Source organism: Peribacillus folii (genome assembly GCF_030271255.1).
In the GTDB taxonomy this organism is placed as follows: Bacteria; Bacillota; Bacilli; order Bacillales; family DSM-1321; genus Peribacillus.
The window spans coordinates 381,533-403,644 of record NZ_JASJOM010000002.1; the positions used below are offsets into that span (position 1 = coordinate 381,533).

Genomic DNA, 22,112 nt, shown 5'->3' on the forward strand with positions numbered 1-22,112 from the left:
ATTATTTGCCTATATAAGGCAATCCTTTTAGAATATTACCATTGTTTGAGCAGTTTCGCAACTGCAAGTATCAAAACTTTCTTTTTCCGATATTTTTCGCGATATCGGATAATGTTTTTCTCGCTCTTATGGCCGGCAAGCCTTTCAATTCAGTAAATGCCTTTTCCAAATACATGTCACTTACTTTCGCAGCCTGTTCAATGGCACCGGAAGATTTTATGGCATGGATGATAGCGGTCATTTCTTCTTTAGGCGTATCCTCACGAACCGTTTCGATAAGCTGCTTTAGTTTTGGATCTTCCATAGCTATCAGTACAGGCAATGTGATGTTCCCCTGGATCAAATCACTCCCAGCCGGCTTACCAAGTTCTTCCTCAGAAGCCGTGAAGTCCAGTATATCATCGGTGATCTGATAAGACATCCCGACATAATATCCGAATTTGAATAACTTTTGATGGATCTGTTCATCAACACCCGCTGAAATGGCACCCAATTGGCAGCTGGATGCGATGAGCAATGCCGTTTTCCGTTTGATTCTCCTGAAGTATATCCGCCAATTTTGTTCGAAATTGTATTTATCTTTAATTTGTTCTATTTCCCCAAGGCATAATTCAACCATCGTATCCGCGAGAATTTGATGCGCCATGGGTGACTCGATCACCGACATCATTTCCAGTGCACGCGCAAAGATGAAGTCGCCTGTATACATGGCGACACGATTATCCCATTTTGATTTAATGGTTGCAGATCCCCGGCGTAAATCCGCATCATCCACAACATCATCATGTACAAGGGAAGCCGTGTGGATCAGTTCCAAAGTCGCCGCAACATGCTTGACGATATGGATATCATAATCGCCAAATTTGGCGCCCAATAGGACGAATACCGGTCGGATACGCTTTCCGCCGGATTGCAGCAAGTGCAGGGAGGCCTCCCTTAAAACCGTGGAATCCGCTTCAATCGCGGCTTCTAATTCTTTTTCTATTAATTGCAAATCTGCATTCAAGAATGAATACATCATTTTAAATTTCATACATTCCACCCAGCTTTGTCCATTGCTATTATGCTTATTTTGAAGGCTTGTACCCGAAATGTGTTGCTGCAACACCGCCGAAATGGGCCTTGTAACTGACGTTTTCCATTCCTGCCTGCTTGAACATGCTTTCTAGCTTTTTCATGCCTGGGAAATCGCGGGCAGACTCCTGCAGCCAAGAATATTCGCTATAGCTTTTTGCGAATAACTTGCCGAACAAAGGCATGATGAAGCGGAAATAGAAATAATACCCCTGCTTGAAGCCGAGCATCGTCGGCTGTGATGTATCAAGGCAAACGATCATTCCCCCTGGTTTGGCGACACGGTTTAACTCTTTAAGCACTTGCATGTAGTCAGGAACATTCCGCAGCCCGAATCCGATCGTGACATAATCAAAGCTATTATCCTCAAAAGGAAGCTCCATTGCATTCCCCTGCATCAGGGAAACTTGATTCATATTGAGTTCTTTCACCTTTTGCTCACCAATTTTGAGCATGTTCTTACTGAAATCCAGACCGACAACACTGCCTTCCGGTCCTACTTCATTAGCTAGGGCAATGGTCCAGTCCGCTGTTCCGCAGCATACATCAAGGGCACGGGCGCCTTTTGGGACATTCATGATGGCCATTGTAGCCTTCCGCCATTTTAGATGCTGCTTAAAGCTGATGAGGGAATTCATCTTGTCATAGTTTCCGTATATCTTTTCAAAGACATGATGAACTTTTTGCTCTTTAGACTGCTCCATGATTCACCCTTCTTTCACATATGAATTTGCTATACTTGCTGTTTGCTCAAGGAGGACCTTCACTCGAGCCTTTAAGTCATCATCCACTTTCGCGAGCTTTTGCATCGAACGCTCCAAGGATTTCCTCGCATCCCCCAAGCACTTCTCGAATGTTATCCGGACCCGTTCTTCCTGTTGCGGAGCGAGTTCGTCCTGACCACCCAAACCGCCAGTAGGAATATCCCTGAGGATATCGAATATGATCGATTGACCTGTCTCCAAGTAACGGCCCTTCTCGGCATGAAGCCTGCTTAGAAGCAGGAAATCTTCCGAAACATCGATCCAGGCAGGCTGTTTATAATAGGAACCGAGTTTGTGGATCAGCGAAGCCTCGATCGCTTTTATCGTCGTTAAAAGCAACCGAATATCTTTTATCGCCCCTTGTTGATAAAGGATGATTTTATTATCATTTATTTTTTTTATGGCGCTTGAAAGTAAACGGATCATCTCCACATTCCCCACACTGGCAAGAACCTGGTAGTAGAGCCCGCTGTAGTAATCGCCGGCAAGCACTTGCAGCTGGCGGTTTTTCAGTACCTCAGGCAATTCCTGTCCCTCACCTGAATTCGAAACGATTTCATGGGTATCGAGGGCGATTTGCACCAACATGGTCGAGGTGATGTATTGATCTCGTTTTTCGCCTTTAACGTCCAAATCATTGAACAATCCCCAAAGCAATAACAATTTATCTTCGTCTAAGCTTGGTTTTTGTATAAACTTCAATAAATATGGATGTTGAGCTTTTTTTTCTATTAGTCGTTTTAATTGGCTTTTGTCGTCCGTTATGTTTAACAATTGAGACCACCCTTGCATCCCTGAAAGATATTTTTTTCATGCATATTGGTTTCTGTCTGTGTAAAATACACATTATTATACCATAAAAACAATCAGATGAAATGGACAACGTTTATAAAAACAAACTTCCAAGATTAAGGAAGCTGCCAGCTACGGTTCTTCAAGTAAATGGATGCGGGGAAATTCCTGCTTGTTAAACGTGATATCAGATGATTGATTCAGTCTCTAGCAATTCATAGACACGCTATTATCTATCAGAAGGATTTTTTTTAGAGTCGCTTTCTATCTCACCAAATGGCGTATATACCTTCGCATGTCCCCTGATTTTGATCGCCGAGGTATGCTCCGTGAATTGTGCAATCATCACCTCGCCTGAGTCCAGCTTCTCCGAGTGATGAAACTTCGTATCCGTGCCCCTCGTCAACCCAATCACATTTACACTATCCTCAATGGCCTTGATTACCACAAAATCGTTCAGGATCTTTTTCTCATTCATTTTGCTTGCCCCCATATCCTTAATCTTTAATGAATGCCAACACTTCCGCCCTTGTACGATGATCTTTCGCAAACGTTCCCCTAACAGCTGAGGTGACTGTTTTCGATCCTGGTTTCTTGACACCGCGCATCGTCATGCACATATGCTCGGCCTCGACCACCACCATCACACCATGCGGCTCAAGCTTTTCCATTATCGAGTCGGCCACAGTAGAAGTGATACGCTCTTGAAGCTGGGGTCGCTTTGAAACGGCCTCGACCGCACGCGCCAATTTGCTTAAGCCGGTCACTTTCCCGTTTTTCGGAATATATGCCACATGTGCTTTACCGTAAAAAGGGACTAAGTGATGCTCACAGACCGAGTAAAACGGGATATCCTTTACAAGGACGAGCTCTTCGTGGTCCTCACCGAAAACCGTATCGAAATATTCTTTTGGATCTTGATTAAGACCTGAAAAAATCTCTTCATACATCCTTGCCACTCGCCCAGGTGTATCAAGCAGCCCTTCTCTCGTCGGGTCTTCCCCTACAGCCTCAAGGAGCATTTTTACCGCTTCCTCTATTTTGGCATGATCTACATTAGCCATTTATCCGTACCTCCTAAAAAATTCAAAAATAGTATGTATTAAAAAAAATTTCATGGCAGCAATCATACCCTAAAATCCTTCAATCCTATCGTTAACGCAGCAAGTGCCACCTGCAACATTGTACCATTCATGCACAGCCTTGTCAGAACCCTTTTTCCGTATCGTCATGTACTTCGGGCCTGTAACGTTTCCAAAATGTTCACTGTCTTTTATAATATCACATATGGAAATTAAGAAGCAAAAAAAGGACCGCGTTTGCACGCGGCCCATTTCGGTTAAGCACCCGTATGTAAAGGTAGAATTACTTCACTGCATCTTTCAGTGCTTTACCAGGTTTGAAAGCTGGCACTTTGCTAGCTGCAATTTCGATTTCGTCACCAGTTTGTGGGTTACGTCCTTTACGAGCCGCACGTTCACGAACCTCAAAGTTACCAAACCCAATCAATTGGACTTTATCACCGTTTTTTAGAGCTTCTAAGATTGTATCAAAAACAGCATCAACAGCTTTTGTAGCGTCCTTCTTAGAAATTTCAGTTGCTGTAACAACTTCATTAATCAATTCTGTTTTGTTCATGCCATTCACCTCCTCCCAAAAGGAATCTTTATAAAAAATCATTATTACAACACTATAATAGTGATTTGATATTAGTTTCGTTTCGAACATTTTCAATCCCTTTGAAATCGGGGATGACCAAGCCATACAAATTTCCAAATAATGAAACCGGAAATTTTAAAATAGGTTGAAATCGCTGTTACATCGCGTTTTCTGTATGTAGATTATCACAAATCCTATAAGCTTAGCAAGGGAATTCAAAAAATAATGGGAATCTTTTCATCAATAATTGTATATATTATAAATTTTGTCTTTCGCTATTCATCATTTCCCGTTTTTATAGAATTTAAACTTATTATTTCACTGAAAATGGCTTAACCATAGGGTTTTTTCAAGTTTTTTCTAAAAAAGCGAAATATTTTCTCGTAAAAACGATTTAATTAGGTTAATCGTTGCGGCGCTGCATGCAAAAAGACCAATCCAATAATGGAGTTGGCCCAGCTTTTCCACTCGCTTATAAGATGATGGCGATCAAGCCACCGCTTCCCTCGTTAATGATCCTTTCCAAGGTTTCTTTCAATTTATAGCGTGCATTGTCCGGCATCATCGCCAATTTCACCTGAATGCCTTCCCTTACGTAAGAACTTAGGCTTCTGCCAAAAATATCAGAGTTCCAAATGGAAAGTGGATTGTCTTCAAAATCCTGCATCAAGTACCGAACCAATTCTTCACTTTGCTTCTCCGTCCCGATGATCGGCGAGAATTCCGATTCGACATCGACCTTGATCATATGAATGGAAGGAGCGACCGCTTTTAGCCTGACACCGAATCTGGCTCCCTGACGGATGATTTCCGGTTCATCAAGGCTCATATCGTTAAGGGAAGGCGCTGCGACACCATATCCCGTTTGTTTGACCATCCTCAGTGCATCCGCTACCTGATCATATTCCGCTTTTGCATAGGCAAAGTCCTGCATCAATGATAACAGATGGTCCTTGCCCCGTATTTCCACACCGACGATTTCCTTCAGGATTTCATCATACAGTTCATCTGGGGCATATAGGTCGATTTCAGCAACACCCTGCCCCATTTCAATGCCTGCAAGTGCTGCACGATCAATGAAATCAAACTCATTGAAATGCCCGACTACCCGATCCACATCGCGCAGGCGTTTAATGTCCTTCACCGTCTCTTTAACCGCTTCCTGGTAGCTTTCCCTTAACCAATGGTCCTCTCGCAAAACCATAACCCAACTCGGGAGGTTAACATTGACTTCAAGAACAGGAAATTCATAGAGTGCTTCACGGAGGACACTGTAAACATCCGATTCCCTCATTCCCTCAACGCTCATGGCCAATACAGGTATATCATACTTTTCCTGGAGTGACTCCTTTAAGGCCACCGTATTGGGATGGTGGGGCTGGACGGAATTGACGATCATGATAAACGGTTTGCCGACCTCCTTCAATTCTTCGACAACCCTTTCCTCCGCCTCCAAATAATCACTCCGTGGAATTTCCCCTATTGAACCATCCGTCGTAACGACGACACCTAATGTCGAATGATCTTGTATCACTTTACGAGTGCCTATTTCCGCCGCTTCATTGAACGGGATCGGATCCTCATACCAAGGCGTATGAATCATGCGCGGACCATTTTCATCTTCATATCCTTTTGCTCCAGGAATCGTATAACCTACACAATCCACCAGGCGGATGTTCACTTCCAAACCTTCCGCTACGGATATCGATGCCGCCTGATTCGGTACGAATTTAGGCTCAGTCGTCATAATCGTTTTCCCTGCAGCACTCTGGGGCAATTCATCCTGTGCCCGTGCACGATCGGCTTCTGACGGGATATTGGGTATAACGACTAACTCCATGAATTTTTTAATAAATGTCGATTTCCCAGTCCTGACGGCACCGACCACCCCTAAATATATGTCGCCGCCGGTCCGTTCAGCTATATCTTTAAAAATATCTACCTTTTCCAAGGTATCCCCTCCCGAATTAGAGTTTTGGGATTTCGTTTATCCATTTGCTTTTATTAGGACACTATATATCTATGATGTTGTCCTAAAAATTTATTCCAATTATTTCCCTGGTTTTATCCCTTCCTCCACCAGAAATTTTTATATAAGGGTTGTTATTTTATAAGTAAGATGAAATGAAGATAAAGAAATAACCCTTCCCCTACAATATATTTTGCAGAAGAAGGGTTATGCCTATTTTTTAAGAAAGATTGGTTTTTTTGTTTTTGCATCGATTGTATAAGGCAATGAATAAGCAGGAACGAACTCCGAGCTTTGCACTAGCAGGTTCCTGATGTCATCACCCGGTTTGATTTTTGTCTCATTCGCTTTCAAAGCTTCAACAAGGTCCGGCGTGTAATCAACAAATATATTCCCTTGCCCATCCACCACCAGATATAAATCCCTCTGTGAAAATGGACTTGTGACAGTTGGGGCTTCCTTCAGGCCCATCTTTTCATAATCAAGGGTGAAGACATCATCGGATAACCTTTCCTTGAACGGCGGGTATCCGTTGCTCTGCTGATAGGCGGTCAGCCTTAAGGAAATATCCTGAATCCTCTGTGCCATCCTGACATCAAGCAATTTGACAGTGGGATTTTTTTCAACATCGACTAGGATATATTGAAAAACACCGCCCGATTCATAGGCGTTATCCGGTGGTTCTGCCATGTACCTGGGAGAAATCTTGGAAAATTTGATGACATATTTTTGATAAATCGGTGTCTCGGCCTCTTTCGTAACGATTGGCAAAATGCCGCCTTCATCTTTTTGAAATTGATCGACGGCACTTTGGACGGATTGAATTTGTTCTTTATAAGGCAGCTGGTTTTGCATTTTTTGCTTCTCCGGATATAAACAGCCGGATAATGTGACAGAGATGGTCAATAAACATAATATTTTGAAAAAATTCTTCATCATTTCCCCTCACCTATCAAGTGGTTGGCCCGCTAAGAACAACGACAATGATGATCAAGCCGGCTAGTATCATGAGTATGTATGCGATGATTGCTGTCAAGCCTCTCCAAAAGCCCTTCAATTTATATCGGCTTAAGTAGATAAGTAAGATCGAGATAACCATAAAGCCCATGGCTATGAAGGATATCCACATTTTTTGCAGAGCAGGTGTCATATATTCATCACTCCTTTTTCCAGAAATTATTATAACATACCAAATTACGTTAAAGGAATGAAAACTATGTAATTGTCCCTCGAAGACCTGAATTATTAGCAGGAATCGCATTCGTCCATCATCATCATGTGTTGAATTTCGCTGGACAGCGTGTGGATAATCATATGAAATGAAAAAGACAGCCCGAAGGCCGTCTTTTGCGCAGTTTTCGATTAAGCTTGAAGCGTTGGGAGCACCTCTTTGAACGCGTTGATGACTGTATCGACCTCATCCAACTGAATCGTCAATGAAGGCTCGATCCTGATCGTTTTGGAGTTAATGAGCGTGCCTGCCACTAAAATACCTTTATCAAACAGGGCCTTTGAAAATTCATAGCCCACTTCATCTTTGTGGAATTCAATACCAATCATTAAACCTTGACCGCGAATTTCCAATACCTTGTCTTTATGCCCTTCAGCCGCTTCCCTTAATCCATTCAAGAAATATTCACCGACTTCTGCGGCACGCTCCGGTAATTTTTCTTCCAAAAGAACGTCGATCGTAGCTATGGCCGCAGCGCAAGCGAGCGGATTTCCACCAAACGTCGTCGTGTGCATGAATGGATTGTCAAACCAGCTTTTAAACACCTTTTCGTTGGCTACGACTGCACCGGCCGGCATCACCCCGCCGCCAAATGCCTTAGCCAAACAAATGATATCCGGAACAACACCATAGAGCTCGGAAGCGAACATTTTTCCAGTTCGGCCCATTCCAGTCTGTACTTCATCCAATATCAGTAATGCATCAAATTCGTCACACAATGCTCGAACCTGTTTCAAATAATCCTGCGGCGGGAGGATGACTCCGCCTTCACCCTGGATAGGCTCTAACAGAACGGCAGCGACATCCTCGCCGACCAAAGCACAACTCTCAAACGTTTTCCTCATCATATCCACATCACCGAAAGGAACATGGCGAACACCTGGAATCAATGGAAGGAATGGTTTTCGGAACATGCCTTTTGCAGTAGCCGAAAGGGAACCAAGGCTTTTGCCATGAAAAGATTTGGTTGTGGAAATGATCGTGAAGCGATCACTGTACATTTTAGCGAGCTTAAGCGCAGCCTCCACGCTTTCCGTACCGCTGTTCGTAAAGAAGGAGTACTTTAGGTCTCCTGGCGTTATATCGGCAAGGATCTTGGCTAGCATCGCCCGTAATGGGTCAAGCAGGTCCTGGCTATGGAGGGCTTGTCTTTGCAATTGATCCGTGACTGCTTTTACGACTTTCGGGTTACGATGGCCAACATTATAAATCCCGAAGCCACCTAAACAATCAATATATTTCTTTCCGTTTACATCCGTAAAGCAGGAACCCTGATCTGACCACTCCACTGAGGCAAATTGCGTGTCTTTCGTAACCGTCTTCCGATATTCCAAAAATCCTGGGTTTACATGATTCCGGAAATTCTCGACCGTTTCCCTCGTGACCCATTGCGCATCCTCTTTAGAAATTTCCTTTTGTTCGATTAACTGAAGCACTTTTTTAATATAGTCTTGAGTTTCCGATTGGTTAGCTTGAGTTTGTTTGCTTTCAACATTAATAGACATATAATAATCTCCTTTTTTAATCACTGTATTGGGCGGATCGGTTTAAATATCTTTGCTGAAACGCTAATGCTGACCTCCCTTTTTGCTTATATATAGTTATTTAAGCAAGAAGCATGCCAAGTTAAATAACCTATCACCCCCGGAAATCCCACAAGATAACCCCCAAATGCTATGCAAATTTGCATAGCGATAGTTTCATTTGCATAATCACCGACAAACGGAGCATATTCCCATGGTCCATGAAAAAAACCGTCGGACAATTGACTGTAATCGCTTGTCCGACGGCCTTCATTCAATATGCATTTTTTTCAACCCTCCGGCTTTGTTCTGCAAGCACCTTCTGATACTTCCTGCTTACGGATGATTGGCTTATTCCTAGCGCTTTTGCCGCTTTTGTGGTCGTTTTATACTGTTTCATGGCGAGCATGATCAATTGCTCCTCGACATGATCCATCGCCTCCTGAAGCGGAAGGATCCTCGTTATGATTGGTTTCGTTTGTTTAAAGCCGGTGCCGACAGGAATGAAGCGTTGGATGAAGTCAGCATCGATCATCTCTTCATCAGCGGAAACAACCAACCTCTCGATCATATTCTGCAATTCCCGAATGTTGCCGGGCCATGTATATACCTCCAGGATATTCAAGGCATCAGGGGAAAAGTGATAGTTCCGTTGATATCTTTCATTCAATTTTTGCAGAAAATGAAAGGCTAGCGGCGGTATGTCCTCCGGTCTTTCCCTTAAAGGAGGGACATGTATCGGAATGACGTTCAGCCGATAGAACAAATCTTCCCGGAACGTTCCCATCTCGACCATCTTTTCCAGTCCTTTATTTGTGGCAGCAACGATTTGAACATCAATCGGTATCGGCTTCGTACTGCCGATCGGAATCACTTCCTGCTCCTGAAGGACACGCAGCAGCTTGACCTGAAGGTGGATTGGCATATCACCCACTTCATCAAGGAATAGTACACCTCTATGCGCCTGTTGGAAATAGCCCACTTTCCCGTTTTTATCCGCTCCGGTAAAGGATCCTTTCGTATAGCCGAACAATTCGCTTTCAAGGAGGTTTTCCGGGATCGCGCCGCAATTTATCTTCAGGAAAGGCTGCTTTGACCGTCTTCCCATCTTATGAATGGCTTCGGCGATCACTTCTTTCCCGACTCCCGATTCCCCATTAATTAAAACGGTGGATGAAAAATGAGCGATTTTCTTGATCTGACTGATGATTTGTTCCATTTTAGGGCTGGCAAAAATCAATTCCTTGTAAAATTGGTCTTGCTTTTTGAACGAATCCAATTCTTTTCTCATTTCATTCAATTCCGTTTTCAATTGAGTCGTTTCAGTGATATCCCTGGATGCTATTACGATGCGCTCAATTTCACCTTTTTCATCGAATACTGGCGTTCCGACTGAAAGCACTTTTTTATTCATTTTCGTATCTTGGACGATCGATACTTTCTTTTTTTGTTCAAGAACAAGCCTGGTCACCGATGGATTGAAAATCCCTTCATCTTCTAGCTGCAAGAGATTCTTTCCGATATAATCCTTTAAATCCTTACCCCAAAAACCGGAAATGATGCTATCGCTATAGCGAAGCAGCTCCCCTTTTTGATTGACGACCAGAATTTCATCATAAATATTCGCCAAAATCGCATTCAAGTCCTTATTTGAGCTTTTTATTAATTCTATTTCCATCGCCATTTCCTCGACCATCGGCAAATCCTGAACGATGATGATCAGGCCTTCCACTTCTTTAGCATGATTCAGGATCGGGCTATAATCGACAAGTACACTCATGACATCCGTGATTTCAAGCTGATTGAGAATACTGCCCCCGCTTGCAAACACGCTATGTATGTGCTCATTATTAAAGATGGTCCCGGCTGGTTCATCAAGAACCTGTTCAGCAGGCTTCTTGATCATTTTCAAGCCCGATTCATTGAAGTTCACGATATTTTTTTCTTTATCCGCCACAAAGATCCCCATTGGAATGGAAGTTAATATGACTTTTAGCAGGTCCAGATTTTGTTTGCTGTCTTGTTTGAATATTTCCGCCAACACATCTTCCCTTTTTACATAACCAGTGAGCCTGCCATCGTCGTTTTTAATCAGGACGATAGGTTCACCGATAATTTGAAACAGAAGCGGCAAGGAGATGTTCGGAGGCAGTTTACAGACATTATCAATCGATAAGGCATACTGTAAAAGCTGTTCGACTGTGGTTATTCTTTCATTTATCGGCAAATCATCCATGCGGATATAAGCAAACACTTGATTTTCCTTCATCAAAAAGAAGAAGGGTTCCTCTATCCCACGAATGTTCTGCTCTGATAGTGCTGACTGATCGATTGTAATCGTTATGAATGGTCTAATTTTATCATCCGGAATGGATAACACAGTTTCACTCCCCTTAAAGTAACCTAGTCTATATTTTAACATAATTCTGAATTGCTAGATAAAAAATAACCCGCAAACTTGATACCACATACGCTTCTCATCAGAACCAAAGTAAAAGGGCCCTCCACTGGACCCTTTTCATCTAAACGACCGATATATTCAAGCTTTTCATATCCTTCCTTGATGAATTTGCCACATCCAATCGTCAAAATAGTCAGTAAAATACCATTATGCGGGTACGGTTAAAAAGCTTGAACCAACCGTGGGTGAAGGACATATGCCAGTCCACTTTAATCCGCTTGCTAAGACCTTGAACGTAAAACGAATGCAACATTGATAAGAGCTGACGCATTTCCAAAAAACAAATAGTGTCTTCAATTATGGAGCAAAGTTCATTGAGCCTCTTCAAATCGGAATAGCGGAGGGGATTCCGTAAACCATTTTGTCCGATATAGAAGATACACGATTCCCACCCCCGCCCATACAGTGCCCAGAATCAAGGAGCTCATTTCAAGATTAAGCCAGAGAATGAACACCGCTGCCCCTCCAATGACAGGAAACAGCATATTGGTAAGAAATCCTTTGGCCGTGTGAAAATTCTTGTTCCTGATGGCATGGACGATTACACAAATATTCACGAATGTGAAAGCCATAAGTGCTCCGAAATTGATGAGCGACGTGGCCGTGACCAAATCAAGAAACAAGGCAACCAGGGAAATGATTCCGACAAAGATGACATTAAAGAAGGGCGTATTATATTTTGGATGGACAAATCCAAAAAGTTTCTTTGAAATCATCTGGTCGCGTCCCATGACATATAACAACCGCGATACACTTGCATGCGAAGCTAGACCGGAGGCAAGGGTACCGCATAGTGTGCCAGCAAGGAATACGGCTTGAAATAGCTTCCCGCCTACGAAAAGCGCAATTTCCGGGGAAGCGGCTTCAGGATCCTTAAAACGGGAAACATCGGGAAAGAATAGCTGTGTGAAAAATGCAGCTGTCACAAATAATACTCCTCCGATAAGGGCCGTTAAAAGAATGGCCCTCGGAATCGTCTTGGCTGGATCAGGTGTTTCTTCCGATAATGTCGTGACAGCGTCGAAACCCAAGAAGGAAAAACATAGGATCGTAGCACCCGCTATGATCGTTGATGTTTCCAGATGATGCCCGATGAATGGCTGAAGCGAGGAAACGTCCCCTGTACCTTCACCATTCATGACCCCTTTGATGACAAGTGCCACGAAAATGATGATGACAAGCATTTGAAAAAAAACAAGGAAGCTGTTGAAGTTTGCTGCGAAATTGACATTGAATAAGTTAATTCCTGTCATTAACAGGACGAATGCCACCACCCATATCCAAGGGGATACTTCAGGAAAAAGTGCCGTTAAGTATATTTTCGTTAAAATAGCATTCACCATCGGTAAAAATAAATAATCGAGCATCGATGACCAGCCAACAAGAAAACCTAAATGCGGATTGATCGTTTTTTGAGTATACGTATAGGAGGATCCTGCCTGTGGATAGATTTTCACCATTTTCCCATAGCTCGCTGCCGTAAACAACATGGCCACCAAAGCAATGACATAAGCGGTCGGTACATGCCCTCCCGTCAATTCAGAAACGATCCCGAATGTATCAAAAACGACCATGGGCGTCATATACCCAACACCAAGCAAGACGATTTGCCATAAGTTTAAAGACCTTTTCAGTTTACCTGTTTGCATGTATCATGCCCCTTCCCTTTTTTTGGAAAAAACCAACCAGCTTCCCCCGGCCACCTCAAATAAATTTTGTTATATTACTCTCCGCAATTTTCATACCAAAAAAAAGCGTCGATATTTAACAAAAAATAAGGAACGATAGCGAAAGTTTCATGCAAACGTGAATAAACTATTCAATGATACATAATTCCACAAATCTTTTTCCACACAAAAAAAGCAGAAGATACTAAAATATCTTCTGCTCATTTGACTAAATCCCCCGTGCCGAGGTCAAATTACTAGTTTACTTTCGTTGCATTGTATGCTAATGAGTGGCAAGACGCATCATCGAATGCCTAATTTATTGAAATTCTTTTATGGAAGCGGAAAATGAGGATAAATCCTACTGCCTGCTATCCAATATATTGTAGAGCTCTTCCATTTCATTCGTTTTTGAACGATTCATCAAAAGGTCAACTGCCTTTTTCACTTCTTCCCCATTGAATAAAACGTGATACAAGGCTTCCGTGATCGGCATATTGACTTCGTATTTCCGGGCTAGCTGGTAAGCGGCTTTTGTGGTTCTGACGCCTTCAACTACCATCCCCATGTTCTCCAACACTTCTTCCAGTTTTTTCCCTTTACCAAGCATATTTCCTGCTCTCCAGTTTCGGGAATGAACGCTTGTACATGTGACGATCAAATCACCGATACCGGCTAATCCTGAAAAAGTCAGTGGATTGGCACCCATGGCCACTCCTAAACGGGAGATTTCAGCTAAACCACGGGTCATTAACGCAGCCTTTGCATTATCACCATAGCCCAACCCGTCGGTAATTCCTGAAGCCAAAGCGATAATGTTCTTCAATGCCCCGCCAATTTCAACACCAATCAAATCCGGGTTCGTATAGACGCGGAAATTATTGTTGATGAAGATGTCCTGAGCCTTTTCAGCCGCCTTCATATTTTTTGAAGAGACGGCAACGGTCGTAGGGTGACGCAGGCTGACTTCTTCCGCATGACTCGGTCCTGAAAGAACCACGATATTCTTAAGCCAATCCGGGGAAGAAACATCCTCAATCATTTCAGAAATGCGCAGCAGCGAGTCAGGTTCGATCCCCTTACTTACATGAACGACCGTCAATGGTACATCATGAGCGGCTTCGATTTGCCCAAGCACTTCACGGTAAGCTTTGGTCGGCACAGCCAATACGATCATTTCTATACCGGCCAATGCCTCTTTGATGGAAGAATAGCCTTTGATTTCTTTAGGCAATTCAATTCCAGGCAGGTATTTTTCATTGGTATGATGTTGATTTATTTCTTCGATTTGCTTCGGGTTATGTCCCCATAACCTTACTTCATGCTCGTTATCAGCCAATACCATCGCTAAAGCAGTTCCCCAGCTACCTGCACCAATGACTGCAATACTTTCTTTTGCTTTCACCATTATATGACTTCCTTTACTATTTTCTTTGGCGTCCAAAAATCCTGATCGGAGTTCCTTCAAAACCGAAGGCATCCCTGATTCGATTCTCTAAAAATCTTTCATAGGAGAAATGCAATAACTCAGGATCATTTACGAATACAACGAAGGTAGGCGGCTTGATCGCTACCTGGGTCGTATAGTATATTTTCAAACGGTTTCCATTATGGGTTGGTGTAGGGTTCATCGCCACGGCATCCATGACCACTTCATTCAGCACATTAGTCTGAACTCGCACAGCATGGTTTTCACTAGCCTGATCGATGACCGGAATCAATGTATGTGTCCGCTTTTTGGTCAAGGCGGATAAATAGATGATCGGCGCATAATCAAGGAATAGGAAGTGGGCACGGATTTTTTCTTCAAACTCCTTCATTGTCTTTTCATCTTTCTCGATGGCATCCCATTTATTAACAACAATGATGACCGCCCTGCCCGCTTCATGGGCATATCCGGCAATTTTTTTATCCTGCTCGCGGATGCCTTCTTCGGCGTTCAATACCACCAGAACGACGTCTGAGCGTTCAATTGCCCTTAACGCACGAAGGACGCTGTATTTTTCCGTACTTTCATACACCTTTCCTTTTTTCCTCATTCCAGCGGTATCAATGATGACATACTCTTTGCCGTTATACTTATAAGGAGAATCGATCGCATCACGCGTCGTACCCTCAATTTCACTGACGATGACACGTTCTTCCCCAAGCAAAGCGTTGACCAATGATGATTTGCCTACATTGGGCCTTCCGATCAAGCTGAATTTAATGACATCATCACCATAGTCCTGACCGCTGAAGTTAGGGAAGTGCTTTGCAGCTTCATCCAGCAAATCGCCAAGTCCAAGTCCGTGTGACCCGGAAATCGGGAATGGATCCCCAAAGCCCAACGCATAGAAATCATAGATTTGGTCTCTCATTTCCGGGTTATCGACTTTATTAACCGCAAGAACGACCGGCTTTTTGGATTTATAAAGGATCTTGGCCACTTCTTCATCAGCAGCCGTAACCCCTTCACGTCCATTCGTCATGAAGATGATCACATCAGCCTCATCGATGGCGATTTCAGCCTGCTGGCGAATTTGCTCCAGGAACGGCTCATCACCAATATCGATTCCGCCTGTATCAATTATATTAAAATCATGTGTCAACCATTCACCAGAACTATATATCCGATCACGTGTCACTCCCGGGACGTCTTCGACAATCGAAACCCGTTCCCCCACTATTCTATTAAAGATCGTCGATTTACCTACGTTCGGACGACCGACAATCGCAATTACCGGTTTTGGCATTGCTATTCACCCTTTCTGCTACCATATCTCTGTCAAAGTCACGAAATTCATGAATGCACGCATTGCACATGCATTATTGTTTTTCATTATTTCCTAATCAAGGAAAAGACTGTATCCATCATCATATAAAGGAAACTTCCATCAGGACTACATGCACAACTGATGAACAGTTAAACGCATCAAGGATTTACAGGCAAGTCCGTTCACTATTTTCCCCATGAACCGCTGCCATGCTAAAACATGATTATTTACAGCCCAAAAAATTGAAGAAAGCTCTCGTGCATGTGCTTCCTTATTCATTGTTTAGAGCACTTTACGATTTATCTACAGACCTCTAACTACCCTATAGTACCAAATTTCGCGCCAATCAACAATGATTGTATAAATAAAAGCCTCCCATTCCAAATAACTCCATTAAACGGCTCCAAGCGAATGAAACACGGGAAAGGGTTTCCTCTCTCCCCCTGCTTTCAATCTTTACTGATTAAAATTCTCTTTTCTTTGTTTCGATAAGAATTTTGATTGGGATGCTAAATAAATATAATGTCCAACAAGCTCCAACATCCGCCATAGTATATTTGCCCCGAGAATCAATGCTGCATCATCATGCCAAGCGTAAGTAAGGGCCACATATGGCAAAGAATGATAAACCAGTAAAATCGAATAAACAATATCTCCTAATATCAAGCCAATTAAAAGGGTTAACAAGCGATGTTTCCAATTTTTAAAAAGTAATAAGATAAGATAATTCAGAAAGAGGCACAATAGATAGGAAGGTTTAATAAAAAGCCATATCGGATCAAGCAACGCAAAAAGCTGGAAACTAGCATAAGCGAGTGTAACGATAAGACAGCCGCTAATGAGTTCCAAGATTTTTAAAAACGAATGCTCCCTGATATACACACACAGTATGAAGAATAGGTAAATGCCACTCAAATGCACGGAAAGCAAGGAAATCTCCAATTTATACCCCGCTAATATCATGACGGCCAACAGGTGAAACAAAAAATCAAATCGATATGGTACCGTTTTCTGAATAAAAAACATGACAATAACCCAAACTATCCATGACATCCAATAAAACAATATTCCCTCCATGCAGTCCCCCCCTTTAGGATCCATTATGGCTCGTTTATTTAGAGAATAAACGTAATGATCGGCAAATAATGGGGCGCTGCATTCGTTCGTACATCATTCAGTTCGGTCATTATTTAATCAAGGAGGTGGAAAAATGGGTAAAGATCGGCAGGAGAAGAAGCTGAAACAAAGTAAACGGGTGGAATCCGATAGGGATCAATCCTTGGAGCATAAAGGGGCAACAAGTATGGAAAGTCCGGAAGCGGCACGAAAAAGGAACAGCTAAGCCCTTAATGAATGCAAAGAAGCATCTCAATGTCCAAGCCTTATTGAGATGCTTCTTTCTATGAAGTGATATCATCTTGCATATACGGAGCAATCAATTCCCCGCTGCGTCAGCCAATGGTAGGTTTTTCCTGAAATAAGGATTTTCGATTTCCTTAATTCGCCGATATTGCGGCAACCTAGTGCGGTCATGATGATTTTTAAATCATCATGTATGTAGCTTATTTCTTTCATTAGTTGTACAAGACCCAATTCTTTATGCAACTTTAGAAAATGTCCGGCCAAACCGACACCTTTCGCTCCTAAAGCAAGGCTTTTTGTAATTTCGAGAGAATTCCGGATGCCGCCGGATCCAATTACTGAAAGATCAGGTGAAGCCCTGACCGCTTCAACGATCGAAGCAGCTGTCGGTATCCCCCATTCGTTAAAATAACCAAGGACCTTCGCTCGCCTTTCATTCTCGATTTTAGCAAAATTCGTGCCTCCAAAACCGCCTACATCAACGATTGAAACACCAACGCAAAGCAATTGCTTCACCGTTTCCATGCTCATTCCGAAACCGACTTCTTTCACGATGACAGGAATTCCGATGCTGCTCGTTATTTTTTCTATCCTGGACAGGGTACCGGCAAAGTCCCTGTCCCCTTCTGGCATCGTCAGTTCCTGAATCGTATTGATGTGAATTTGTAAGGCATTAGCCTCTATCATGTCGCTCGCTCGCTTCGCTTGGTCTACAGTTGCTTCACCGCCGAGATTGCTGATAAGCACACCATCAGGATTCTCCTGTCTAACCACTTTGAAGGATGCCTGCTGGCGAGGATCCTTGATCGCAGCCATCTGTGAACCTACCGCCATGGCAATTCCCGTTTCCCTGGCAGCTATGGCAAGGTCACCATTCAACTTTTCCGTTTCGGCGCCCCCGCCTCCGGTCATGGCATTTATAAAAATTGGCGAACTTAGTTCAAGTTCGCCAATTTTTGCTTTGAGGTTCACATTATTCAAAGAAATTTCTGGTAAGCTTTGGTGAATAAACGAAATGTCTTCTAGTCCGGTTTTATGCTGCTGACCTGTTTTTAGTGCAAATTCGATATGATCCAATTTTCGTTTTTCTCTCTCCAAGGCTATCACCATTATTATCTTATTTTAGTTTTTTCAATTGATCGCCAATCATTTCACCAAGCTGAAAACCCTTTGACTCTTCAGGAAGTTCATAATTCGATGTGTTGTAATTAGAGGTTTGAGGTTCTTCAAGTTCTTTAATGCTTAATGATAAACGCTGTTCCCCTTCATTGACGTCCAGGACCTTCACCTCGACGGATTGACCTTCTTTCAGCACTTCCTGCGGTGTAGCAATATGTTTATGCGAGATTTGGGAAATATGCACAAGCCCTTCTACCCCAGGAAAAATCTCCACAAATGCACCGAATGTAACAAGGCGCTTGACTACTCCCTCTTGAGTGGAGCCTTTTGCTGCCTTTTCTGAGATGCCAGCCCACGGTCCTGGAAGGGTATCCTTGATGGAAAGCGAAATCCTCTCATTATCACGATCAATGGATAGCACTTTCACTTGCACGTTATCTCCTTCGGAAACAACGTCGGATGCTTTGTCGACATGCTGATGGGAAAGCTGGGAAATATGGACAAGTCCATCCACACCGCCAATATCGACGAATGCCCCAAAATCAGTGATTCTTTGGACAACGCCATCGAGCACCTGACCCGTTTCAAGACTATCGAGAACGTTGGCCTTTTGTTTTTCCTTTTGGTCTTGGACGACTGCACGATGCGAGAGAATCAAACGATTCTTGTCTTTCTCAAGCTCAACAATCTTGAATGTTAAAGTTTTGTTTTTGTAATCAGAAAAATCTTCAACGAAATAGTCTTCTACTAAAGAAGCCGGAACGAAACCACGTACGCCTAGATCCACAACAAGTCCGCCTTTGACGACATCTTTCACTTCAGCCTCAAATACGTCACCATTTTCAAACTTCAGTTCCAGATCATCCCATGCTTTTAGCGCATCGATTTTACGTTTTGATAGAATGAGAGCTTCTTCTTCCACCTTAATAACTTCAAGCTCCAATACATCCCCTTCCGAAACGGCATCAGATGCCTTTTCGACATGAAGGCTGGACAGCTCACTGATAGGAATGATTCCATCGGATTTGCTGTTTTCAACATCGACGATGACCTGCTTTTCTTCTACCTTTGAAACGGTTGCTTTCACTTGATCCCCAACATTGTAATTGTTCACTTCTACCTGGTTCATATCTTCTGTCATTACTAACTCCTCCTTAACCCATGACTGATCAGCAATCTTCCTCTTCATCGGCCACATATTTTATTTAAGTGGTTCAATAAAAACACTTACCTCATAAAGATAAAAACAGTTTTTTTAGAATAATCAGGTTATATTCCTTTTCATCGCGAATAAGGAACATTACCCCCTATTTTATAAATTCTAACAAAATAGGAAAATTGTCAAGTAAGAAGGACTATTTATGCTCGGAAATCAAATTCCCGATATGGTCCATGATGATCTTGGTTGCTTCATCTGCTGAAATTTTCTGTTCACGATACTCGTTAAAAGGGATGGGAGGACCGTAAACTACCTTCAACGGCCGTAAAAACTTATATGGCCCGATGATTGCACAAGGTATGATTACGGCATCAGATCTCAGTGCGAAAAATCCAGCACCCGCCATACCTTCTCCCAATTCGCCGGTTTTACTTCTTGTTCCCTCTGGAAATAGCCCAAGGACCTTGCCTTCCTTCAGAAGCTTCAAGCCCTTTCTAAGCGATTCCCGGTCACTGTTGCCCCGCTTGACGGGAAAGGCATTCACCTTGGGTAATATACCCTTTAAAACAGGGGCTTGAAACAACTCCTCCTTCGCCATGAAATGGATATCGCGAGGCGAGGTCATGCCAACTACGGGCGGATCAAAATTATCAATGTGATTGGCACAGATCAAGACACCGCCCTCTTTAGGGAAATGCCCCCTTCCTAAGGTTTTAACCCTATAAGCAGGTGTTAAAACGCCTTTTACAACGTTTTTGGCAAATGTGTAAAAATCCAAATTCATCTTTTCCTCTCTTCTATTAAAGACATGATACTTTCGGCGACCTCTTGAATCGATAAGGAAGTCGTATCGATTTCGATCGCATCCGTAGCCTTTTTAAGGGGCGATACCTCACGTTCGGAGTCCAGCTTATCCCTTGTTGCGATTTCTTCCCTAAGCTTTTCAATATCCGATGGAAAACCTTTCACAAGGTTTTCCTGGTGTCTCCGTTGGGCCCTCTCATCAACAGATGCAATCAGGAAGACCTTCACTTCAGCGTTTGGCAGCACATGTGTGCCAATATCCCTTCCATCCATGACGACGCCGCCATTCTCACCAAAGATTTGCTGCCTGCGCACCATTTCTTCGCGAATGCTCCGGTGCTTTGCAACTTCCGATACAGATGAAGTCACTTCATTATTTCTGATTTGGGCTGTCACATCCTCGTTATCCAAGAACACCAGCTGGCCATTTTCACTTGGCCTTAATTCGATTTCTGTATCGATGAGCACTCCAAAAAGGGCTTGTTCATCATTGAGGCGAATTTGCTGATCAAGCGCCTTAAAGGTAAGGGCCCGGTACATAGCGCCTGTATCCACATATATGTAATTGAATTTTTCTGCAACAATTTTAGCAACCGTGCTTTTTCCAGCAGCAGCTGGCCCATCGATTGCAACTGATATTTTTTTTTCCATAAATCCTCCCAAGAATCCTACAATCATGCTGATTATTTATTACCTTTTCATTTTATCACAACTAGCAGGAAAATCATTAATAAAAGGAAGAGTCCGATCAAATTCCGTTTAGAACCATCCCGTTCCCAATAGTTTTCCATTATCGAAAATCTTCATACAAAAAAAAGCGGATCACCGCTTTATTTTGAGGTACCATTGAACGTTTCAATGATTTTCGTATAATTATTGCTAGTAACCCCTTCATATCTCGAGAGCTTGGTCAAATCAAAGATTTGGTCCTCCCTGCTCAATAGGAACTGAAATAAGAATAAGCATGCAAGTTGGATGAGAATCACTTTAATTAATATTCTTTCAAATGTTTTCATGCTCCGCCCCTTCCATACTGACTATATTAGCAGTATGGATGGAAATACCGTTTTTCATTCAACCCTATCAAACATACAGCCCTTTTTTCTTTAAATCGACCTGCTTTTCAAAAATGAATCGCATTAATGTTTGTACATCATTTTTCGTTGGCTCAAGAAATTGAACATGCAAAAGCATATTGCCATGATCCTTCTCCGTAACTCGGATGACTTTGCTTTTTAAGCGCAGATAATGGATTTCCCCCGATTTCAGCGTAAGTGCAAGCCAAAGGTATAACTGTGAGGCTGATTGGATGGTCGCCCCTTTTAAAAGCCTTATGGACGCTCCGCCGGCACTGATATCCTCCGTTAATGCACGAAATGGTGCAAACTCGGCATGCTCCGGATGAAGGGCTGCATCAAGAGTCACATCCAATCGCACGTACTGCCTCCGTTGGATTTTCACAAAAGTATCCATAGGTGGCAGCGACAGCTGTATCATCGGTATTCTGCCTTTCACTTTTCCCAGCACCTCAGAATCGAACACATATACTGCCTGCTCCTCATTGGAAAACGTGACGTTAAGCTGGGTTCCGTCCATCATGAACGCAATTTTACCGGTTTCTAAATGAATGGGAAAATCTATATAGACAAATCCGCCTTCCATTTCGACAACCATACATTTGAATTTTTCCGTTTGGGCAGCGTATTTCTGTTCGAGCATTAATATATCACCTATTTTAATCATTGCGTTCCACTTCCTTTATGATAACCACT

At 42.8% G+C, this 22,112-nt stretch carries 22 protein-coding genes; 1 reads left to right on the forward strand and 21 read right to left on the reverse strand.

The annotated features are described in order from the left end of the window. Window positions 1-70 precede the first annotated feature (70 nt). From hepT to QNI08_RS04560, 15 genes are all read right to left on the reverse strand, one after another. The gene (gene hepT, locus QNI08_RS04490; RefSeq protein ID WP_285766230.1) at window positions 71-1,033 is read right to left on the reverse strand and encodes a heptaprenyl diphosphate synthase component II; all 963 of its coding nucleotides are present in this window, start codon (window positions 1,031-1,033) and stop codon (window positions 71-73) included. 34 nt (window positions 1,034-1,067) lie between these two features. Then, window positions 1,068-1,778 (reverse strand): demethylmenaquinone methyltransferase, encoded by a 711-nt coding sequence (locus QNI08_RS04495; RefSeq protein WP_285766231.1) that lies wholly within the window; start codon window positions 1,776-1,778, stop codon window positions 1,068-1,070. Window positions 1,779-1,781: 3 nt separating this feature from the next. Further along, window positions 1,782-2,612 (reverse strand): heptaprenyl diphosphate synthase component 1, encoded by an 831-nt coding sequence (locus tag QNI08_RS04500; protein WP_285766232.1) that lies wholly within the window; start codon window positions 2,610-2,612, stop codon window positions 1,782-1,784. A gap of 247 nt (window positions 2,613-2,859) precedes the next feature. Beyond that, window positions 2,860-3,108, reverse strand: coding sequence for a trp RNA-binding attenuation protein MtrB (gene mtrB, locus QNI08_RS04505; RefSeq protein ID WP_285766233.1), 249 nt, complete (start codon window positions 3,106-3,108; stop codon window positions 2,860-2,862). Window positions 3,109-3,127: 19 nt separating this feature from the next. After that, entirely contained in the window at window positions 3,128-3,694 is a 567-nt protein-coding gene (gene folE / locus QNI08_RS04510) for a GTP cyclohydrolase I FolE (protein WP_285766234.1), read from the reverse strand. Between the two features lie 301 nt (window positions 3,695-3,995). Beyond that, a complete protein-coding gene (locus QNI08_RS04515) occupies window positions 3,996-4,268 on the reverse strand; it encodes an HU family DNA-binding protein (protein WP_034308023.1) in 273 nt (90 codons plus the stop codon). A gap of 493 nt (window positions 4,269-4,761) precedes the next feature. Then, complete coding sequence (gene spoIVA, locus QNI08_RS04520; protein WP_285766235.1) at window positions 4,762-6,240, reverse strand: stage IV sporulation protein A; 1,479 nt, start codon at window positions 6,238-6,240, stop codon at window positions 4,762-4,764. Between the two features lie 231 nt (window positions 6,241-6,471). Beyond that, window positions 6,472-7,194: a hypothetical protein gene (locus QNI08_RS04525; RefSeq protein WP_483313743.1), complete on the reverse strand. Its 723-nt coding sequence runs from the start codon at window positions 7,192-7,194 to the stop codon at window positions 6,472-6,474. A gap of 16 nt (window positions 7,195-7,210) precedes the next feature. Continuing rightward, window positions 7,211-7,408 carry a DUF2768 domain-containing protein gene (locus QNI08_RS04530; protein ID WP_285766237.1) on the reverse strand — a complete coding sequence of 66 codons (198 nt, stop codon included), beginning with the start codon at window positions 7,406-7,408 and terminating at the stop codon, window positions 7,211-7,213. 212 nt (window positions 7,409-7,620) lie between these two features. Then, window positions 7,621-8,994 carry a putrescine aminotransferase gene (locus tag QNI08_RS04535; RefSeq protein WP_285766238.1) on the reverse strand — a complete coding sequence of 458 codons (1,374 nt, stop codon included), beginning with the start codon at window positions 8,992-8,994 and terminating at the stop codon, window positions 7,621-7,623. 292 nt (window positions 8,995-9,286) lie between these two features. Continuing rightward, complete coding sequence (locus tag QNI08_RS04540; RefSeq protein WP_285766239.1) at window positions 9,287-11,392, reverse strand: sigma 54-interacting transcriptional regulator; 2,106 nt, start codon at window positions 11,390-11,392, stop codon at window positions 9,287-9,289. A gap of 392 nt (window positions 11,393-11,784) precedes the next feature. Then, on the reverse strand, window positions 11,785-13,122 hold the full coding sequence (locus tag QNI08_RS04545; protein ID WP_285766240.1) for an APC family permease: 1,338 nt from the start codon (window positions 13,120-13,122) through the stop codon (window positions 11,785-11,787). Window positions 13,123-13,501: 379 nt separating this feature from the next. Then, on the reverse strand, window positions 13,502-14,548 hold the full coding sequence (locus QNI08_RS04550) for an NAD(P)H-dependent glycerol-3-phosphate dehydrogenase (protein ID WP_285766241.1): 1,047 nt from the start codon (window positions 14,546-14,548) through the stop codon (window positions 13,502-13,504). 16 nt (window positions 14,549-14,564) lie between these two features. Further along, window positions 14,565-15,875: a ribosome biogenesis GTPase Der gene (gene der / locus QNI08_RS04555; RefSeq protein ID WP_285766242.1), complete on the reverse strand. Its 1,311-nt coding sequence runs from the start codon at window positions 15,873-15,875 to the stop codon at window positions 14,565-14,567. A gap of 477 nt (window positions 15,876-16,352) precedes the next feature. Then, entirely contained in the window at window positions 16,353-16,973 is a 621-nt protein-coding gene (locus QNI08_RS04560) for a YphA family membrane protein (protein WP_285766243.1), read from the reverse strand. 133 nt (window positions 16,974-17,106) lie between these two features. On the opposite strand from QNI08_RS04560, the gene QNI08_RS04565 reads away from it, so the two are divergent. Beyond that, the gene (locus QNI08_RS04565) at window positions 17,107-17,238 is read left to right on the forward strand and encodes a YpzI family protein (protein WP_285766244.1); all 132 of its coding nucleotides are present in this window, start codon (window positions 17,107-17,109) and stop codon (window positions 17,236-17,238) included. Between the two features lie 71 nt (window positions 17,239-17,309). Here the strand turns inward: QNI08_RS04565 and fni are convergent, their stop codons facing one another. The 6 genes from fni to QNI08_RS04595 all read right to left on the reverse strand — a co-directional run bounded on the left by fni (window position 17,310) and on the right by QNI08_RS04595 (window position 22,083). Further along, window positions 17,310-18,356, reverse strand: a complete 1,047-nt coding sequence (gene fni / locus QNI08_RS04570) for a type 2 isopentenyl-diphosphate Delta-isomerase (RefSeq protein WP_285766245.1) — start codon at window positions 18,354-18,356, stop codon at window positions 17,310-17,312. A 19-nt stretch (window positions 18,357-18,375) separates the two neighbouring features. Then, complete coding sequence (gene rpsA, locus QNI08_RS04575) at window positions 18,376-19,518, reverse strand: 30S ribosomal protein S1 (protein WP_285766246.1); 1,143 nt, start codon at window positions 19,516-19,518, stop codon at window positions 18,376-18,378. Window positions 19,519-19,732: 214 nt separating this feature from the next. After that, window positions 19,733-20,320, reverse strand: a complete 588-nt coding sequence (locus QNI08_RS04580; RefSeq protein ID WP_285766247.1) for a lysophospholipid acyltransferase family protein — start codon at window positions 20,318-20,320, stop codon at window positions 19,733-19,735. Continuing rightward, window positions 20,317-20,991: a (d)CMP kinase gene (cmk, locus tag QNI08_RS04585; RefSeq protein WP_285766248.1), complete on the reverse strand. Its 675-nt coding sequence runs from the start codon at window positions 20,989-20,991 to the stop codon at window positions 20,317-20,319. The genes QNI08_RS04580 and cmk overlap by 4 nt, the downstream gene beginning before the upstream one ends. A 179-nt stretch (window positions 20,992-21,170) precedes the next feature. Then, entirely contained in the window at window positions 21,171-21,356 is a 186-nt protein-coding gene (locus QNI08_RS04590) for a YpfB family protein (RefSeq protein ID WP_285766249.1), read from the reverse strand. Window positions 21,357-21,423: 67 nt separating this feature from the next. After that, window positions 21,424-22,083, reverse strand: coding sequence for a flagellar brake protein (locus QNI08_RS04595; RefSeq protein ID WP_285766250.1), 660 nt, complete (start codon window positions 22,081-22,083; stop codon window positions 21,424-21,426). Window positions 22,084-22,112 lie beyond the last annotated feature (29 nt).

Excerpts from the sequence above, each read along its gene's own strand:
- folE (WP_285766234.1), bottom strand. The coding sequence starts at position 3,694 with ATGGCTAATGTAGATCATGCCAAAATAGAGGAAGCGGTAAAAATGCTC.
- QNI08_RS04530 (WP_285766237.1), bottom strand. The coding sequence starts at position 7,408 with ATGACACCTGCTCTGCAAAAAATGTGGATATCCTTCATAGCCATGGGC.
- QNI08_RS04560 (WP_285766243.1), bottom strand. The coding sequence starts at position 16,973 with ATGGAGGGAATATTGTTTTATTGGATGTCATGGATAGTTTGGGTTATT.
- QNI08_RS04525 (WP_483313743.1), bottom strand. The coding sequence starts at position 7,194 with ATGAAGAATTTTTTCAAAATATTATGTTTATTGACCATCTCTGTCACA.
- mtrB (WP_285766233.1), bottom strand. The coding sequence starts at position 3,108 with ATGAATGAGAAAAAGATCCTGAACGATTTTGTGGTAATCAAGGCCATT.
- QNI08_RS04545 (WP_285766240.1), bottom strand. The coding sequence starts at position 13,122 with ATGCAAACAGGTAAACTGAAAAGGTCTTTAAACTTATGGCAAATCGTC.
- hepT (WP_285766230.1), bottom strand. The coding sequence starts at position 1,033 with ATGAAATTTAAAATGATGTATTCATTCTTGAATGCAGATTTGCAATTA.
- QNI08_RS04580 (WP_285766247.1), bottom strand. The coding sequence starts at position 20,320 with ATGAATTTGGATTTTTACACATTTGCCAAAAACGTTGTAAAAGGCGTT.
- QNI08_RS04565 (WP_285766244.1), top strand. The coding sequence starts at position 17,107 with ATGGGTAAAGATCGGCAGGAGAAGAAGCTGAAACAAAGTAAACGGGTG.
- QNI08_RS04535 (WP_285766238.1), bottom strand. The coding sequence starts at position 8,994 with ATGTCTATTAATGTTGAAAGCAAACAAACTCAAGCTAACCAATCGGAA.
- QNI08_RS04590 (WP_285766249.1), bottom strand. The coding sequence starts at position 21,356 with ATGAAAACATTTGAAAGAATATTAATTAAAGTGATTCTCATCCAACTT.
- rpsA (WP_285766246.1), bottom strand. The coding sequence starts at position 19,518 with ATGACAGAAGATATGAACCAGGTAGAAGTGAACAATTACAATGTTGGG.
- QNI08_RS04495 (WP_285766231.1), bottom strand. The coding sequence starts at position 1,778 with ATGGAGCAGTCTAAAGAGCAAAAAGTTCATCATGTCTTTGAAAAGATA.
- QNI08_RS04515 (WP_034308023.1), bottom strand. The coding sequence starts at position 4,268 with ATGAACAAAACAGAATTGATTAATGAAGTTGTTACAGCAACTGAAATT.
- der (WP_285766242.1), bottom strand. The coding sequence starts at position 15,875 with ATGCCAAAACCGGTAATTGCGATTGTCGGTCGTCCGAACGTAGGTAAA.
- QNI08_RS04550 (WP_285766241.1), bottom strand. The coding sequence starts at position 14,548 with ATGGTGAAAGCAAAAGAAAGTATTGCAGTCATTGGTGCAGGTAGCTGG.
- cmk (WP_285766248.1), bottom strand. The coding sequence starts at position 20,991 with ATGGAAAAAAAAATATCAGTTGCAATCGATGGGCCAGCTGCTGCTGGA.
- QNI08_RS04595 (WP_285766250.1), bottom strand. The coding sequence starts at position 22,083 with ATGATTAAAATAGGTGATATATTAATGCTCGAACAGAAATACGCTGCC.